Raw genomic sequence first — 15,735 nt, 5'->3', positions numbered from 1 at the left:
GTGCGTCATGTCGGCTTCCCCTGTTCCCTTTGCGGCTGCCCCCCGGGGTGGCCTTGTCGCGCTGGCATTGCTGCTGGTCTACGTGGTCTGGGGCTCGACCTACCTGGGCATCGCCAAGGCCCTGCACGGCGGCGCGCTGCCGCTGACGATGGTCTCCGGCAGCCGGTTCATCATTGCCGGTGGCCTGATGTTCCTGGCCTTGCGCCTGTTCTGGAAGATGCCGAACCCGACCCTGCGGCAGTGGCGCAACCTGGTGGTGATGGGCGTGACCATGCTGGTGCTGGGCAACGGCATGGTGGTGCTGGCCGAGCGTGAGGTGTCCTCGGGCCTGGCCGCGACAGCGGTGGCCTCGGTGCCGCTGTGGATGGCGCTGTTCTCGGCGCTGCGCGGGCAGCATGCCAGCCGCGGTGAGTGGCTGGGCATCGCCATCGGCTTCCTCGGCGTAGTCTGGCTCAACGCCGGCAGCAGCCTGACGGCCTCGCCGACCGGGCTGGTGCTGCTGCTGATCGCGCCGATCGGCTGGGCCTTCGGTTCGGTGTGGGCGCGCGGCCTGGACCTGCCGGGCCCGTTCATGACCGCCGCCGGGCAGATGATCTGCGGTGGCGTGCTGCTGGTGCTGATCGGCCTGGCGGTCGGCGAGCGCCCGACCACGCTGCCCGATACCGGTGGCCTGCTGGCGATGGCCTACCTGTGCGTGTTCGGTTCCATCGTTGCCTTCACCGCCTACGTCTGGCTGCTGCAGAACGTGCGGCCGGCGCTGGCCGGCAGCTATGCGTACGTCAATCCGGTGATCGCGGTGCTGCTGGGCGCGCTGCTCAACGGCGAGCGCTTCGGCTGGCGCGACCTGCTGGCGATGGCGGTGATTCTCCTGGGTGTGGTGGTGCTGACAATGGCAAGGACGAGAAAGAAGTGAGCATGGACGAGAAAGAACAACGCCGGGGCCTGCTGGTCACCGCATCCACCTTCGTGATCTGGGGCCTGGTGCCGGTCTATTGGCACCTGCTCAACGAGGTACCCTCGTTCCAGATCATCGCCCACCGCATCATCTGGAGCACCGTGATGGTGCTGGGCTGGCTCTTGATCAGCTCGCGCCTGGGCTGGTGGCAGAAGATCGCCGCGCAGCCGCGCGCGCTGCCGATCCTGCTGGTGTCGAGCCTGACCATCGCCTTCAACTGGGGCCTGTACATCTGGGCGGTCAACGCCGGCCATGTGATCGAGACCAGCCTGGGCTACTTCATCAACCCGCTGGTGAACGTGCTGCTGGGCGTGCTGGTGCTGAAGGAGCGGCTGCGGCGCCTGCAGTGGGTGGCGGTGGCGATGGCGGCGGTGGGCGTGGCCTGGCTGACCATCGACGCGGGTACGCCGCCGTGGATCGCGCTGGGCCTGGCCTGTTCGTTCGGCCTGTATGGCCTGCTGCGCAAGCTGGTCTCGGTCGATCCGGTGGCCGGCCTGGGCGTGGAGAGCATGTACCTGTTCCTGCCGGCGCTGGCCTTCGCGATCTGGGCGGAAAACGGCCATGGCGGCGCGTTCTTCCATGGCTGGGGCTGGCGCAATGACCTGCTGCTGGTCTTCGGTGGCGCAGTGACCGCAGTGCCGCTGATCGGTTTCGCCTACGGCGTGAAGCGCATCCCGCTGTCGCTGGTCGGCATCCTGCAGTACATCGCGCCGAGCCTGCAGCTGCTGCTGGGCGTGTTCTTCTTCCACGAAGGGTTCGATACTGCCAAGGCGATCGGCTTCGCCGCGATCTGGGCCGGCCTGATCCTGTTCGTCGGTGACAACATCCGCACGATGCGCGCCAAGCGCTAGCGCCGGCGGGGCTGCGGGGTCGGATCCCTCCGCAACGCGGAGGGCTCTGACCCTGTTCTATCCGTCGCGTGGGGTCAGAGCCCTTCGCAGGGCGAAGGGATCCGACCCGCTTCCACCCAAAAAAGAACGGCGCCCCGAAGGGCGCCGTTCTGCTTCCATCCACCGCCAGGAGAGAGAGATGGCGGTGGCGGGAACGCGGTTGCAGGCTTAGAAGCGCTGCTGGTACTTCATGTACATGAAACGACCGATGTCGAAGCCACCGTAGTAGGTGAAGCTGCTGTTCGGCTGGCTGTACATGATCGGACCCTGGTGGTCGAAGACGTTGTTCACGCCCAGCGACACGGTGCCGTCCCACGGCAGGCTGTAACGCACCTGCAGGTCGTGGAAGGTGTTGGAGCCCACCTTGCGGCTCGGCTGCGCATCGGTGTACGGCGAGACGAAGCCGGCCATGTTGCAGTCCGGGCCACCGGCCAGGTCATACGAGCAGGCTTCCTTCATGCCCGAGTAGTAGCGGGCGGTCCAGCCGATGCCCAGGTCGCCGTACTGCCAATCCAGGTTGAAGGTCGAACGCACGCGGAAGTTGCCCTGCCAGCCGGTCTTCTGCTCCACCGGCGTGGTGGCGGCGCTGTCGTTGCGCTGCTCCAGGTAGTCGGTGTAGGTGGTGTTCCAGGTGGCGGCAAAGCGGCCGAACGCGGTTTCCGGCAGGCGGTAACGCAGGCTGAAGTCGTAGCCGGCGGTTTCGCGGTAGCCCGCATTGACCAGCGAGCGGTCCAGCGACGTCACCTGACCCAGCGTCTTGGCGCTGGTGGAACGGGTGAAGCGGCCGCACGCCGAATCCACGCCCTGCACGTAGCACTGGTTGAGGATGTCGGTGGCCGACTCACCCACGATCGCGTTGTCGATGCGGATCTTCCACCAGTCCAGGCTGACGTCCAGGCCCGGCACGAACTCGGGGCTGTACACCAGGCCCACGGTCCAGGTCTTGGCGGTTTCCGGCTTCAGGTTCGCATTGGAACCGGAGTCGAAATCGGCGATGCCCTGCTGGCCCGGACGGTTGGCGACGTTGCCTTCCGACGCGGTCTGCTGGCGGAAGTCCGCCGGCACCTTCAGCGCCTGGCAGCGTGCGGCCACGGTCGCGCTGCTGGCAGCGATGCCGAACGAGGTATCGCACGGATCGGTGAACGAATCACGGCTCTTCACCGCACCGCCGTACAGGTCGTCCACAGTCGGCGCACGGAAGCCGGTGCCATAGGTCGCGCGCACCAGCAGGCTGTCGATCGGCTTCCACTTCAGGCCGAACTTGCTGTTGGTGGTCGAACCGAAGGTGTTGTAGTCGGTGTAGCGGCCGGCCAGGTCCAGCGACAGTTCACGCGCGAACGGCATGTCGGCCAGCAGCGGTACCTGCAGCTCCAGGTAGACCTCGTTGAGCGAGTAGTCGCCACGGGTCGGCTGGCCGGTGGTGCCGGCAATCTGGCCCTTCTGCACCATCAGGTCCGGGGTGTAGCTGGCTTCCTCGTTGCGGTGCTCGAAGCCCATCGCGGCCATCACGTCGCCGGCCGGCAGGGTGAACACCGAACCGGAGATGTTGGCGCTGGCGACCTTGGTGGTGCTCTTCATCTTGTCGACGAAGCGGGTGAACAGGTAGTCCTGCACGTCCTGGTTGCTCAGCGAGCCCGGGCCCGCATAGCCCATCGGCGCGGCCGGGTTCCACGGCACGCAGCCGGCGATCACTGCACCCGGGCTGCCGCAGCGTGCCACGGTGCCATCCATGAAGGATGGGCCGACCGCCAGGTCGACGTGCGGTTGGTACATGCTGCCGGTACCGATGCGCTCGCCTTCATTGCGGTTGTACATGTAGCTGACGTTCCAGTCCCAGTAACGCGAACCGGTTTCAAAGCTGCCTTCCAGGCCGATGCTGGCGCGCTTGGTGTCCAGGTTGTTCTCGGTCGCACGCGGCATTTCTTCGGTGCGGTGCGAGAACAGCACGTCCTGGCCCCAGTGGTTGAACGCGCTGTCCTTGGACAGGGCAGCACGGGAACCGTTGCGCGCCTGTGCGGTGGACACCGAGTAGGGGTAGCCGGCCAGGTGCTTGGTCGACTCGCGCTTGCTGTACAGCGCGTCGGCCACGATGCGCAGGTCATCGGTGATCGAGAAGCCACCGTTGGCGAACACCGAAGTGCGCTCCAGGCCGCTCAGCAGGCTCATGTTGGTCTTGGTGTTGGCACCATCGGCCGGATTGGGCGTGTGGAAGTTGCCCTTCTGGCTCGGGTCGCCGCCCGGGCCCACGGTCAGCGACTTGCCGTCGACAGTGACGCTGCCCCACTGCGTGGTCTGGTTCAGTGCCTTGACGTCGTCGGGATGGCGCGGGCCACCCGGGTAACGGCTGAACTCGCGCTCGCTGCCGAGGATCTCGTCTTCCTTGGTGCGCTCGGCGCCGACGCTGAACCAGCCGCGGTCGAAGGTCTTGCCGAAGGTGGCGCTGTAGGAGCGCTTCTGGCCGTCACCCTCACCGTACTGGCCGACGTAGACGCTGGCTTCGCCACCGTCGAAGTTCTTGCGGGTGATGATGTTGACCACACCGGCGATGGCGTCCGAGCCGTACAGCGCGGACGCGCCATCGGTGAGCACTTCCACGCGCTCGACAATCGCCGAGGGAATCGAAGCCAGGTCGGAGTAGCCACCGGCGCTGACGCCCATGCGGCGGCCGTCGATCAGCACCAGGCTGCGCTCCGGGCCGAGGTTGCGCAGGCTGACGTACGTGCCGCCGAAGTCGCGCGAAGAACTCAGCGACGACGAGCGGCTCAGGCTCGGTGCGCCGGCGGCGGTGACGTCCTGCAGGATGTCGGCGACGTTGATGTAACCCTTCTTCTCGATCTCGGCGCGGCTGAGCGCGACGACCGGCTGTGCGGTCTCGACACTGGCCTGGCGGATGCGCGAGCCGGTGATTTCGATGCGATCGAGGTTGGTCGGGGTATCGCCGGCGCTCTGTGCGAAGGCGGGGGTGGTGCAGCTGGCGGCCAGCGCGATGACGATCGCGTTGCGCAGCGGATTGGTTTTCAGGGACATCCGTGAAATCTCGTGTTTCAGGAAAAACAAGCGCCCGTTCTATGGACGCGTGGGGTGCTGCAAACCAACGTGGGGGGGCGATTCTAGAATGTTTCCATTCGTAACTGTTTGCCTCTGCGCCGCGGATGTGCGCGAAAATGAATCGCAACCAACAATCCACAGATGGGATGTGCGCAACGTCACGCGCGTTGCGCTTGCGATGGGCAGAGGCATCGATAGCGGCGTATTTCCCGCAATCTGTAGCCGTGCGCGTGTGCCGGCATCCATCCACGCATGGCGTGGATCTACTGGACGTCCTGGCTCACCACCAAGCGTGGATGACGCGCAAAAGAAAAGGGACGGAGCCTTCGCTCCGTCCCCCTGCGTGATGCGCATTCCACCGCTGCGTGATGCTCAGGTTTCGCGCAACGCCGTGGTGATCGGCAAACGTGCCGCGCGCAGCGCCGGGAACAGGCCGCCGACCAGGCCGATGCCCAGCGCCCATTTCAGTCCGGTCCACAGCAGTTCCGGCGACACGTGGAACTTGAACACCACCGCGCTGAAGTTGCTGCCGATGGTGGACACGCTGTAGCCATTGAACAGCAGCCACGCCACCGCACACCCCAGAAGGCCACCCAGCAACGCCAGCAGCATGGTCTCCAGCATCACCGCCGTCACCACCGGCAGGCCGCGGAAGCCGATCGCGCGCATGGTGGCGATCTCGCGCGCACGGGTGGCCACGGCCGCATACATGGTGTTGAGTGCGCCGAACACTGCACCCACCGCCATGATCGTGCCGATCACCTTGCCGAGGATGTCGATCAGCTTGGTCAGCCCGCCGCCCTGCTTGCTGTAGTAGACACGGGTGGTTTCCACGTCCAGTTTCAGGCGCGGGTCGGCGGCGACCGCTGCCTTGAACTGCTCGAAGCCGGCCTTGCCATCGGTACGCACGCTGATCGACTGCCAGGCGCTGCGCTGGTAGGTGGTGGCCAGCGTATCGGCGTCGGTCCACAGCTCCGAATCGTGCGCATCGCCGGTGGCGAACACGCCGACCACGGTCCAGGTCTGGTTGCCCAGGGTCAGCGTCCTGCCCACGTCCATGTCGCGGAACTGGCCCTTGGCCCCCTGGCCGACCACGATCTCGCGCAGGCCAGCTGCGAACTTGCGGCCTTCGATGATCTTGACCTTGTCATGCACGGCCCAGGCCTGCGGACCAACGCCGCGGAACTGCGCGTTGACGTCGGTGCCGTCGGACTTCGATACCAGGTTGACCACCTGCGACAGCTCCGGCGACAGCAGCGGCCGGCCTTCGCCATCGCGGCTGATGCCGGGCAGGGTGGACAACGTCGGCACCTGCTCGCGGGTGATCACCGAGTTGGTCTCGGCCTGCGAGCCGCCGCGCAGCACGATGGCGGTGGTGTCGTCGCCGGTGTTGTTGAGCGTGGCCTGGAAGCCTTCGCCCATCGCCAGCATCGCCACCAGCACGCCGACCACGCCGGCGATGCCGACCACGATCACCGAGGACGCGCCCCAGCGCTGCGGCAGGCTGGCCACGCCGATGCGGGTGGCGGCCAGCGCCAACCGTCCGCCACGGGTCAGCAGCAGCCAAAGTGCCACCAGCACGGCCACGGCCAGCACGCCAAACCACGGCAGGCTGATCCACAGCACCAGGCCGATCACCAGCAGCAGCACCGTCAGGCCGTTGCCCAGCCATTTCTTGAGTTTGCTCTTGAACATGTCGGTGTCCTCCTCAGCGGCCGGCCAGTGCGTCGACGATCTTCAGGCGCTTGGCACGCAGCGCCGGCAACAGGCCGACGATGATGCCGATCACCACGATCAGGCCCAGCCCCATCAGCCAGGTCGGCGTCGGCACGTGCGGCGGCAGCATGCCCATGCTCTTCGGGCCGATCGCCGGCAGGATCAGTGCGGCCAGGCCCATGCCGATCAGGCCGCCCAGGCCGATCAGCAGCACCGACTCCACCATCACCAGGGTCAGCACGGTGCTGTCCTTGAAGCCCAGCGTCTTCAGCGTAGCGAGCTCCGGCACGCGCTCGCGCACGGCCTGCGCCATGGTGTTGCCGGTCAGCAGCAGCAGGGTGAAGAACACCGCGCCCATGATTGAAGTGACGATCATGCCGATGTCGGCGAACTGCTTGACGAAGGCCTGCTGGAACGCCGACTCGGTCTGGGTCTTGGTCTCGTGGTCGGAGTTGGCCGAGATTGCATCAATGGCCTGCGCTACCCGCGAGGAATGATCCGGGTTGTCCAGCGTCACCGTGTACCAGCTCACCTGGTTCTTGATGTAGTCGTTGGATTCATCGAAGTACTTCCAGTTCATCATCAACTGGCGTTCTTCGTTGGCCGCCAGCGCTCGGTCCTTGGAACGGTAGATGCCCTTCAGTTCCAGCGGCCAGTCGTTGCTACCGCCGCGCGGGAAGATCGTGGCCTGCAACGGGATGGTGTCGCCGATCTTCCAGCCGAACTGCTTGGCCAGCGATTCGCCGACGATGGCGCCGGTGCGGGTCTGCTTCCAGTCCTCCAGCTGGGCCGGATCGATCTGCAGTTCGCGGTAGACATCGAAGTAGTTGGGCGACACCGAGAAGTTCGGGAAGAAGTTCTTTGGATCCTGGTAGATGCCGCCGAACCACATGCCGTAGGCCACGTCGCGCACGCCGGCCACCTGGCGGATCTGGGTTTCCAGGCGGATCGGCAGCGACTGGGTGATCGACAGCCGCGAGGCCACCACCAGGCGATTGGCGCCTTCCACGCTGCCGCCGGACGAGAACGCCACGCGCACCGAGTCGAGCATGCCGAACAGCAGGAACGCGGCCACCACCGACAGCAGGGTCAACAGGGTGCGCGTGCGGCTGCGGAACAGCTGCGCCCACACCAACGAGAAGTATTTCATCGCCGTGGCCTCCGTCAGTGGGCCAGCGGCGCGTCGGCCAGCTCGCCCTTGTCCAGGTGCACCGTGTGCGTGGCGTACTCGGCGGCCTTCGGGTCATGGGTGACCATGATGATGGTCTTGCCGTGTTCGCGGTTGAGCTGCTGCAGCAGGCCGAGGATCTCCTCGGCGGACTGGCGGTCGAGGTCGCCGGTGGGTTCGTCGCAGATCAGGAAGGTCGGGTCGGAGACGATCGCCCGCGCGATCGCCACGCGCTGCTGCTGGCCGCCGGACAGTTCATTGGGGCGATGGCTGCGGCGGTCGGCCAGGCCGACCAGGGTCAGCGCGATCTCGGCATTGCGGCGGCGCTGCGCGGCATTGAGGTGGGTCAGCAGCAGCGGCAGCTCCACGTTCTTCTGCGCGGTCAGCATCGGCATCAGGTTGTAGAACTGGAACACGAAGCCGACGTGGTGGCTGCGCCAGGTCGACAGCTGGCCGCCGCTCATCTGGTCGATGCGCTCGCCTTCGATGCTGATCTCGCCGCCGCTGGGGTTGTCCAGGCCGCCGATCAGGTTGAGCAGGGTGGTCTTGCCCGAGCCGGACGGGCCCATCAGCGCGACGAAGTCGCCGCTGGCGATGTCCAGGTCGATGCCGTGCAGCACCTGCACTTTCTCGGGGCCACGCTGGTAGGTCTTGGTGATGTTGCGCAGTGAAACCAGGGTCGACATGGGTGGTTCTCCACGGAAGGCGGGAAACGGGGAAGCGCACCTGCGGTGGCCGCAGGCGTGCGTCGAGCGGTGTTGCCGGCGGCGCCCATGGGCGCCAGGCCGTTACTGCGCTTGTTTCTGTTGCACCTTGGCGCCATCGCGCAGGGTGTCCGGCGGGTTCACCACCACCGACTCACCCGCGCTGACGCCCTTGAGGATCTGGCGGTCCTTGCCCATCGCCTGGCCGGCCTCGACCGTGCGCTGCTGCACGCGGCTCTGGTCGCCCAGTACGAAGGTCACCGAGGCGCCCTCGCGCTGGATCACCGCGCCAGCCGGCACGCGCACGCCCTGCGGTTTGGCGGCCGCCTGCGGCTGCGCCTGCTCCAGGAAGCTGACCCGCACGCCCATCTCCGGCACGATGCGCGGGTCCTTCACCTTCAGCGCCACGCGCACCTTCACCGTGGCCTTGCCGCGGTCGGCAGTGGGGATGATGGCGATGACCTCGCCCGGAATCTTCCACTCCGGATAAGCGTTGAGCGTGGCTTCCACCGGCATCTTCGGTTGCACGCGGCCGATGAAGGCCTCGCCGACCTCGACTTCGATCTCCAGCGAGTCCATGTCGACGATGGTGCCGATGCCGGTACGGGTGAAACCACCGCCCGCCGACAGCGGCGAAACGATTTCGCCCGGCTGCGCGGCCTTGGCGGTGACCACGCCGGAGAACGGCGCGCGCACGATGTTGTTGTCCACGCCCAGATCGGCAATGGCCAGCTGGTCGTTGGCGACCTTGACGTTGCGCTGGGCCGTTTCCAGCTGCGCACGCAGGCTGTCACGCTGGGCCACGGCCTGGTCGTACTGCGAACGTGACACCAGTTGCTGGCCGACCAGCGCCTGCAGGCGGCTGGCTTCGGCGGCGGCCTGCTTCTGCTGTGCCTCCAGCCCGGCCACCTGGCTGCGCGCGGCCTGCAACTGCGAGGCATACAGGCTGCGCTGCGCATCGGCATCGATCGGATCCAAGGTGGCCATCACCTGGCCGGCTTCGACCCGCATGCCTTCCTCGATCATCACCTCGCGCACCTTGCCGGTGATCTTGGCCGAGACCGTGGCCATGCGCCGGGCGACCACGTAGCCACTGGCATCGAGCACCGAACTGCTGGCGCTGCCCTGCTGGATGGCCACTGCGGGCGCGGTTTCCACTTCCACGGCCGGCGCGCGGCCGAACAGGAAGGCCACGGCAGCGGCGATCAGCAGCACGACCACGATGATCGCGATCCACAGCCAACGACGGCTACCGCCATTGCTGCCACCACCGGAGGCGGGCGGCGGCGACTTGCGGTCGATACGGAGTTCCTTCAACAGCTCGGCAGAAGCGTTCATTCGTTCCATCACAGGCGTTCGGGCGGGTGTGGCCGGAAGCGCGGACGGCGGCGGTTCCGGCGGTGGAGCGTGCGGTACAGCATGAAGGCAGGCACAGCGATGACGGCAGTGACAGCTGTCATCCGATGACACTGACGGCGGCAACTGCGAAATGTGACCACGGCGGCACAGGATGGCAACGTCCCCGCTACCGGTACCGCCCATGGATCCGATCGCCCCGTCGCTGGCCCGCCTGCAGCAGGTGCAGGTGCGCTACCGCGACCATACCGCCCTGCAGGGCATCGACCTGCAGGTCCGCGCTGGCCAGGTGCTGGCATTGCTGGGCCGCAACGGTGCCGGCAAGAGTACCGCGATCAGCGTGCTGTTGGGCCTGCGCCGCGCCGGTGCCGGCCAGGTCGAGCTGCTCGGTGGCGACCCGCAGCAGCGCAGCAGCCGCCTCGGCCTGGGCGTGATGCTGCAGAGCACCAGCCTGCCGCCGATGCTGCAGGTGGACGAACTGGTGGCGCAGGCCAGCGCCTGCTATCCGGACCCGATGCCGCTGCAGGAGGTGCTGCAGCGCGCAGGCCTGCAGGCACTGGCAGGCCGTCGCTACGGTCAGCTGTCCGGTGGCCAGCAGCGCGCGGTGCAGTTCGCCATCGCGCTGTGTGGCCGCCCGCGCGTGCTGTTCCTGGACGAGCCCACCACCGGCCTGGACATCCAGGCGCGGCAGGCGATGTGGCAGGCGATCCGGCAGCTGGTGGCCGAAGGCTGCGGCGTGCTGCTGACCACCCACTATCTGGAAGAGGCCGAAGCGCTGGCGCGGCAGGTGCTGGTCCTGGAGCAGGGCAGGGTGCTGGCCGATGCACCGTTGAGCGAGCTGCGCCTGGCCGATCGGCCGCGCCGCATCCGCTGCCGCAGCGTGCTGACTGTTGAAGACGTACAGCAATGGCCGGGTGTGCAGCAGGTGCAGCGTGACGGCGAGCATCTGCAGCTGCTGGCGAGCCCGGCCGAGCCGGTGGTGGCGCGCCTGCTGGCCGCCGATGCACAGCTGCGTGAGCTGGAAGTACAGGGCGCGGCACTGGCCGACGCTTTCCTCGACATGACCCGGGAGGCCGCATGAACACGATGACCCGTACCGGCACTACACCCGCGCCGGTATCAGCCTGGCGCCAGGCCTTGCGCCCGTACGGCGCTGAACTGGTGGCGGAGCTGCGCCGCGCCTGGCGTACACCCGCCTTCGCGGTGCCTTCGCTGCTGTTCCCGGTGCTGTTCTACCTGTTGTTCGGCGTGCTGTTGGGCCGCGGCCATGCACCGCTCTACCTGCTGGCCACCTACTGCGTGTTCGGTGCGATGGCCCCGGCCCTGTTCGGCTTCGGCGTGCAGCTGGCGCTGGACCGTGAAGGCGGCCTGCTGACCCTCAAGCGAGCGCTGCCGATGCCGGCGGCGGCACCGTTGCTGGCGCGACTGGCGATGGCCGTGATGTTCGCGTTGCTGGTAGCCGCCCTGTTGATCGGGGTGGCGTGCGCGCTGGGTGGCGTGCAGCTGCAGGCAGTGCAGATGCTGCAGCTGCTGGCGGTGGCGGGCCTGGCAGCGCTGCCGCTGGGGGCGATCGGCCTGCTGATCGGCAGTCATGTCAGTGCCAGCGCGGCGCCGGCGATGGTCAACCTGGTCTACCTGCCGCTGGCCCTGCTGTCGGGCCTGTGGCTGCCGTTGTCGGCGCTGCCCAAGGTGTTCTCGATGATGGCACCGCTGTGGCCAACCTGGCATCTGGCGCAGCTGGCGCTGCCGGTGGTCGGGCTGCCGTCGGTGGGCAGCATGGCTGGCCACCTGCTGGTGCTGCTGGCGGTCACGGTGGTGGCGCTGCTGCTGGCGCGCCGCCGCCTGCGCCGGATCGGCTGAACTGGCATGATCGGCAGCGATCATTCCCGCCTGGATTCTTCCGTGTCGTCGAGCTGGCTTGCGTCCCTGCTGCGCCCCGCGCCGGACTCGGCGGTGGCCGACCTGCTGCGGCGTGGCAAGTCGCCCTGGAGCGGTGCGATCCACCTGCTGTGGTCGGTCTGGATCTTCCTCACCCCGGTGCTCAGCAATGGCTTCACGGTGCGCTGGCTGCTGCTGACCGTGGCCAGCTATCCGCTGTTCCTGCTGCTCTATGCGAAGGTGATGCTGGCGCCACGGCATCACGCATGGCGCTATGCGCTGGGCATGATCCTGATGGCCCTGGTGCTGCTGCCGTGGTATCCGTCGGGACTGAGCTACTTCGTGTTCGGTTGCGTGATGATCCGCATGAGCAGCCGTGGCGGCTGGTGGGTGTACCTGTTGCAGCTCACCGGCCTGAACCTGTTGTTCTGCGGCGCTGCGCTCTACGTCGGTTATCCGTGGCAAGCCATGGTGTGGATGCCGGCCGTGTCGTTCATCGTCGGCCTGGTGGTGAACGTGGAGGCCTTGAGCCATCAACGGGACGTTGCCCTGCAACTGTCCCAGGACGAGGTGCGGCGGCTGGCCACCACCGCCGAGCGCGAGCGTATCGGCCGCGATCTGCATGACCTGCTGGGCCACACGCTGTCTCTGATCACGCTGAAGCTGGAGCTGGCGCGCAAGCTGTACGACCGTGATGGCGCGCGCGCGCGGCAGGAGATCGGCGAAGCCGAGGCGATCGCCCGCGAGGCGCTGGCCCAGGTGCGCAGTGCGGTGACCGGCATCCGCGCCAGCGACCTGGCTGGCGAGCTGGCCTCGGCGCGCCTGCTGCTGGAATGCCAGCAGGTACACCTGCAGTACACACCGCCGCCGCCGATGCCGGTCGACGTGGAACGTGGGCTGGCGCTGGTGCTGCGCGAGGCTGCGACCAACATCGTGCGTCACGCACAGGCGACCCGGGTGCAGGTGGATTTCATGCTTGAGGAACGACAGTTGGTGATGCAGATACGCGATGACGGCCGCGGTGGCGTACAGGCCGAGGGCAACGGATTGTGTGGCATGCGCGAACGGGCGATGGCGCTGGGCGGCCAGTTGTCACTGCAGTCGTCGCGCGGAGAAGGCACGGTAGTGACCGTGCGCGTGCCACTGGTGGCCGCGACCACGCCGCTGTCGCCAGCGTCATTGGCGCAGGATGGTGCCGCATGATCCGCATCCTGCTGGCCGAAGACCAGGCGATGGTGCGCGGTGCATTGTCGGCGCTGCTGGGCCTGGAGCCGGACATCGAGGTGCTGGGCAGCGCTGCTGACGGCGAGGCGGCGTGGCGCATGCTGCAGCAGCTGCAGCCGGACATCCTGGTCACTGACATCGAAATGCCCGGCCTGTCCGGGCTGGAACTGGCCCAGCGCATCGCCCGCCACGAGTTGCCGATCAAGGTCGTGATCGTGACCACCTTCGCCCGTGCCGGCTTCCTGCGCCGCGCGCTGGAAGCGGGCGTGCTGGGCTACCTGCTGAAGGACGCACCGGCCGAGAACCTGGCTGATGCCCTGCGCAAGGTGAAACAGGGCATCCGCGCGATCGACCCACAGCTGGCACTGGATGCGTGGTCGCAGGCCGACCCGCTGACCGACCGCGAACGCCGCGTGCTGCGGCTGGCGGGCGAGGGCCGTACCGCCAGCGAGATTGCCGAGCAGCTGGGGTTGTCGCATGGCACGGTGCGCAATTACCTGTCCGAGTGCATCGGCAAGCTGGGCGTGGCCAACCGGATCGAGGCGTACCGGCTGGCGCGGCAGAAGGGATGGTTGTAGGGGCGTGCGCCGACGCACTGGTAGCGCCGGGCGCTGCCCGGCGGATTGTTACCGCGCCTGCGGAGAGGTGTCACTTTCTTTGCTCGTGCAAAGAAAGTAACCAAAGAAACACGCCGCCAGAGCGCGAGCCGGTGCTACGCACCGGTGCCCTGCGCTTCTCGGGGAATCAGGGGACGGCGCCGAACTCGCTTCGCTCAAACACCGGCGCCTCTACGCCCCTGATTCCCCTGCGATGCTCGGCTCGCTAGAAGGCGGACCCAACGTCAAAAGCCACAGCTGCACCCAGTAGATCCACGCCATGCGTGGATGCTGTTGCTCTTGATCTTGACCTTCCAGTCCGCCTTCAAGCGAGCCGAGCACCGGAGGTCCGGCGAGGGCGAAGAGGTGCGGGTGTCTGAGCGCAGCGAGTTCCCGCGCCGTCCCTCGACGGACCGAGGAGCGCAGGGCACCGGCGTGCGAAGCACGCCGGCTCGCGGCCGGCGGAGCGTTTCTTTGGTTACTTTCTTTGCGCGCAAAGAAAGTGACACCCCTCCGCAGTCGCGGAAACAATCCGCCGGGAACACCCGGCGAATCCGCTCAATCCTTCCCGCGCGCCATCGCCTGGAACACGCCATCGCGCCGCACCCACAGGTGGAACAACGCCGCACCCACGTGCATCAGCACCGTGGCGAACAACACATACGCCAACAAGCTGTGCGCATTGCGCAGCGCGGCATACAACGCCGGGGTGTGCGGCACGATCGGCGGCAGGTGCAGGCCCAACAGCACGATCGGGTAACCGCCGGCCGACAGCATCGCCCAGCCGATCAACGGCATCGCCAGCATCAGCGCATACAGCATCCAGTGCGAGGCCTTGGCCGCCATCACCTGCCACACCGGCAGGTCGGCCGGCAGCGCCGGCGGGCGGTGGCGCAGGCGGTTGTACAGGCGCAGCAGCACCAGCAGCAGGATCGCGATGCCCAGTGGTCGGTGCAGGTCGATCAGCAGTGGCCGCATGTGCAGCGAGGCGACCATGGTCACGCCGATGAACAGCATGGCGATGATCATCAGCGCCATGGACCAGTGCAGCACCCGCGCCAGCAGGTTGAAGTGGCCGTTGCCGGTGCTCATCGTGCGGCCTCCTTCGGTTGCTCGACGTTGCCGCTGGCGCGCTCGCGCTCGCGGCGGTTGAAGGATTGCGAATACACCGCCGAGCGGGCCGCCAGGATCGGATCGTCACTGCCGCGCACGCCGCTGGGCAGGATCAGCGGATCGAAGTTGATCTGGCCGCACGCGCCTTTTTCCTGCGACTGCATGCGGTTCAGGCTGAGTACGCCGGCCACCACCTGATCACGCGACTCGGGCCACGGCACCGAGGGATCATCAATGGCATCACCGGGCTCGGCGGTGGTGACGACCAGGTTCCAGCGCACCGGGCCGCTGGCCATGCGCTGCTGCAGTTCCTGGCTGAGGAAATCGACACTGGCCTGCTTGCGCGTTTCCGCATCCATCTCCACCACCGGCGCCTGCGGCTGCCAGCGCCAGCGCACCGCACGCTTCTGGCCCTGCGCGTTGGTGAACCAGAAGCTGTTGACGCTGTTGAAGGTGGTGTCGGCCCAGCTGCTGGTCCACGGCGCCGTCTTGGCCCACTGCTGGAACGCCTGTGCGCTGGGGTATTTCGCCAGCACCGCGGCCATCTTCTGCGGGTCGGGCTTGCCGGTGGTCGGGTCGGGAATGGAGGCGCGCGTCTGCTCGTAGAACGCCTCGGCATCGGGCACGGCGAAGAACGGGAAGCTGTTCATCGCCATGCGCCATTCCTGGCCATCATCGCTGACCATCTGCACCGCCAGGCTGCGTACGCGCGCGGTGTTGTCGGCACCGTAGGGATCACCACCGCCGATCGACAGGCGGCCCATCACCGGCACGCGGCGCTGCGAGAACACCCGTGCACTGGACAGGGTAGGGGCCTGTGCACTGGGTTCGAACCAGCCGCTCACGCAGATGCCCTTGCTGTGCGCCCGGCGGAACCCGGGATGTGCCGGGCCGGTGGCTTCGATGGTGTCGGTGAAGCGCTGCGCGGTCAGGCGGCCGCCAATCCAGCCGGCCAGCCAGGCGAAGGCCAGCGCGACCGCACCCAGAATGAGTGCGATCAGTGCGATCCAGAGCAGGGGTGAATGCTTGCGTGGCGCGCCCGGCGTCTGGCCAGCGCGGGTGTAGCGGAAGAGCGACATGGTCGGAG

At 67.3% G+C, this 15,735-nt stretch carries 13 protein-coding genes; 6 read left to right on the top strand and 7 right to left on the bottom strand.

Going from position 1 to position 15,735, the window contains the following annotated elements:
- The first annotated feature begins 7 nt into the window (after positions 1–7).
- Together yedA and rarD are read left to right on the top strand one after the other, a co-directional pair.
- Positions 8–913: a drug/metabolite exporter YedA gene (yedA, locus tag AC5P6S_RS15875; RefSeq protein WP_005407723.1), complete on the top strand. Its 906-nt coding sequence runs from the start codon at positions 8–10 to the stop codon at positions 911–913.
- Positions 910–1,806 carry an EamA family transporter RarD gene (gene rarD / locus AC5P6S_RS15870; protein ID WP_012478888.1) on the top strand — a complete coding sequence of 299 codons (897 nt, stop codon included), beginning with the start codon at positions 910–912 and terminating at the stop codon, positions 1,804–1,806. Before yedA ends, rarD begins: the two co-directional genes overlap by 4 nt.
- A 207-nt stretch (positions 1,807–2,013) precedes the next feature.
- Here the strand turns inward: rarD and AC5P6S_RS15865 are convergent, their stop codons facing one another.
- The 5 genes from AC5P6S_RS15865 to AC5P6S_RS15845 form a co-directional block, all read right to left on the bottom strand.
- Entirely contained in the window at positions 2,014–4,872 is a 2,859-nt protein-coding gene (locus tag AC5P6S_RS15865; RefSeq protein WP_005407725.1) for a TonB-dependent receptor plug domain-containing protein, read from the bottom strand.
- Between the two features lie 393 nt (positions 4,873–5,265).
- On the bottom strand, positions 5,266–6,588 hold the full coding sequence (locus AC5P6S_RS15860) for an ABC transporter permease (RefSeq protein WP_005407726.1): 1,323 nt from the start codon (positions 6,586–6,588) through the stop codon (positions 5,266–5,268).
- Positions 6,589–6,601: 13 nt separating this feature from the next.
- Positions 6,602–7,759 (bottom strand): ABC transporter permease, encoded by a 1,158-nt coding sequence (locus AC5P6S_RS15855; protein WP_005407727.1) that lies wholly within the window; start codon positions 7,757–7,759, stop codon positions 6,602–6,604.
- A gap of 14 nt (positions 7,760–7,773) precedes the next feature.
- Positions 7,774–8,463: an ABC transporter ATP-binding protein gene (locus AC5P6S_RS15850; protein WP_004137569.1), complete on the bottom strand. Its 690-nt coding sequence runs from the start codon at positions 8,461–8,463 to the stop codon at positions 7,774–7,776.
- A 102-nt stretch (positions 8,464–8,565) separates the two neighbouring features.
- A complete protein-coding gene (locus AC5P6S_RS15845) occupies positions 8,566–9,819 on the bottom strand; it encodes an efflux RND transporter periplasmic adaptor subunit (protein WP_024956150.1) in 1,254 nt (417 codons plus the stop codon).
- A gap of 202 nt (positions 9,820–10,021) precedes the next feature.
- Between AC5P6S_RS15845 and AC5P6S_RS15840 the strand changes: the two genes are divergently transcribed.
- Genes AC5P6S_RS15840 through AC5P6S_RS15825 form a run of 4 tightly spaced genes read left to right on the top strand, consistent with a single transcriptional unit; the run spans position 10,022 to position 13,517 of the window.
- Positions 10,022–10,918 carry an ABC transporter ATP-binding protein gene (locus tag AC5P6S_RS15840; protein ID WP_099561272.1) on the top strand — a complete coding sequence of 299 codons (897 nt, stop codon included), beginning with the start codon at positions 10,022–10,024 and terminating at the stop codon, positions 10,916–10,918.
- Positions 10,915–11,697 carry an ABC transporter permease gene (locus AC5P6S_RS15835; protein ID WP_005411975.1) on the top strand — a complete coding sequence of 261 codons (783 nt, stop codon included), beginning with the start codon at positions 10,915–10,917 and terminating at the stop codon, positions 11,695–11,697. Before AC5P6S_RS15840 ends, AC5P6S_RS15835 begins: the two co-directional genes overlap by 4 nt.
- Positions 11,698–11,703: 6 nt before the next feature.
- Positions 11,704–12,918 carry a sensor histidine kinase gene (locus AC5P6S_RS15830; protein WP_099561273.1) on the top strand — a complete coding sequence of 405 codons (1,215 nt, stop codon included), beginning with the start codon at positions 11,704–11,706 and terminating at the stop codon, positions 12,916–12,918.
- Positions 12,915–13,517: a response regulator transcription factor gene (locus AC5P6S_RS15825; RefSeq protein WP_005407733.1), complete on the top strand. Its 603-nt coding sequence runs from the start codon at positions 12,915–12,917 to the stop codon at positions 13,515–13,517. Before AC5P6S_RS15830 ends, AC5P6S_RS15825 begins: the two co-directional genes overlap by 4 nt.
- A 576-nt stretch (positions 13,518–14,093) precedes the next feature.
- On the opposite strand, the gene AC5P6S_RS15820 is transcribed toward AC5P6S_RS15825, so the two are convergent.
- On the bottom strand, positions 14,094–14,627 hold the full coding sequence (locus AC5P6S_RS15820; protein ID WP_099561274.1) for a cytochrome b: 534 nt from the start codon (positions 14,625–14,627) through the stop codon (positions 14,094–14,096).
- Entirely contained in the window at positions 14,624–15,727 is a 1,104-nt protein-coding gene (locus AC5P6S_RS15815) for a catalase family peroxidase (RefSeq protein ID WP_099561275.1), read from the bottom strand. Before AC5P6S_RS15815 ends, AC5P6S_RS15820 begins: the two co-directional genes overlap by 4 nt.
- Positions 15,728–15,735: the final 8 nt, after the last annotated feature.

Source organism: Stenotrophomonas sp. YJH_SMC_119 (assembly GCF_059368315.1).
This window is presented reverse-complemented; position numbering and strand designations above follow the sequence as displayed.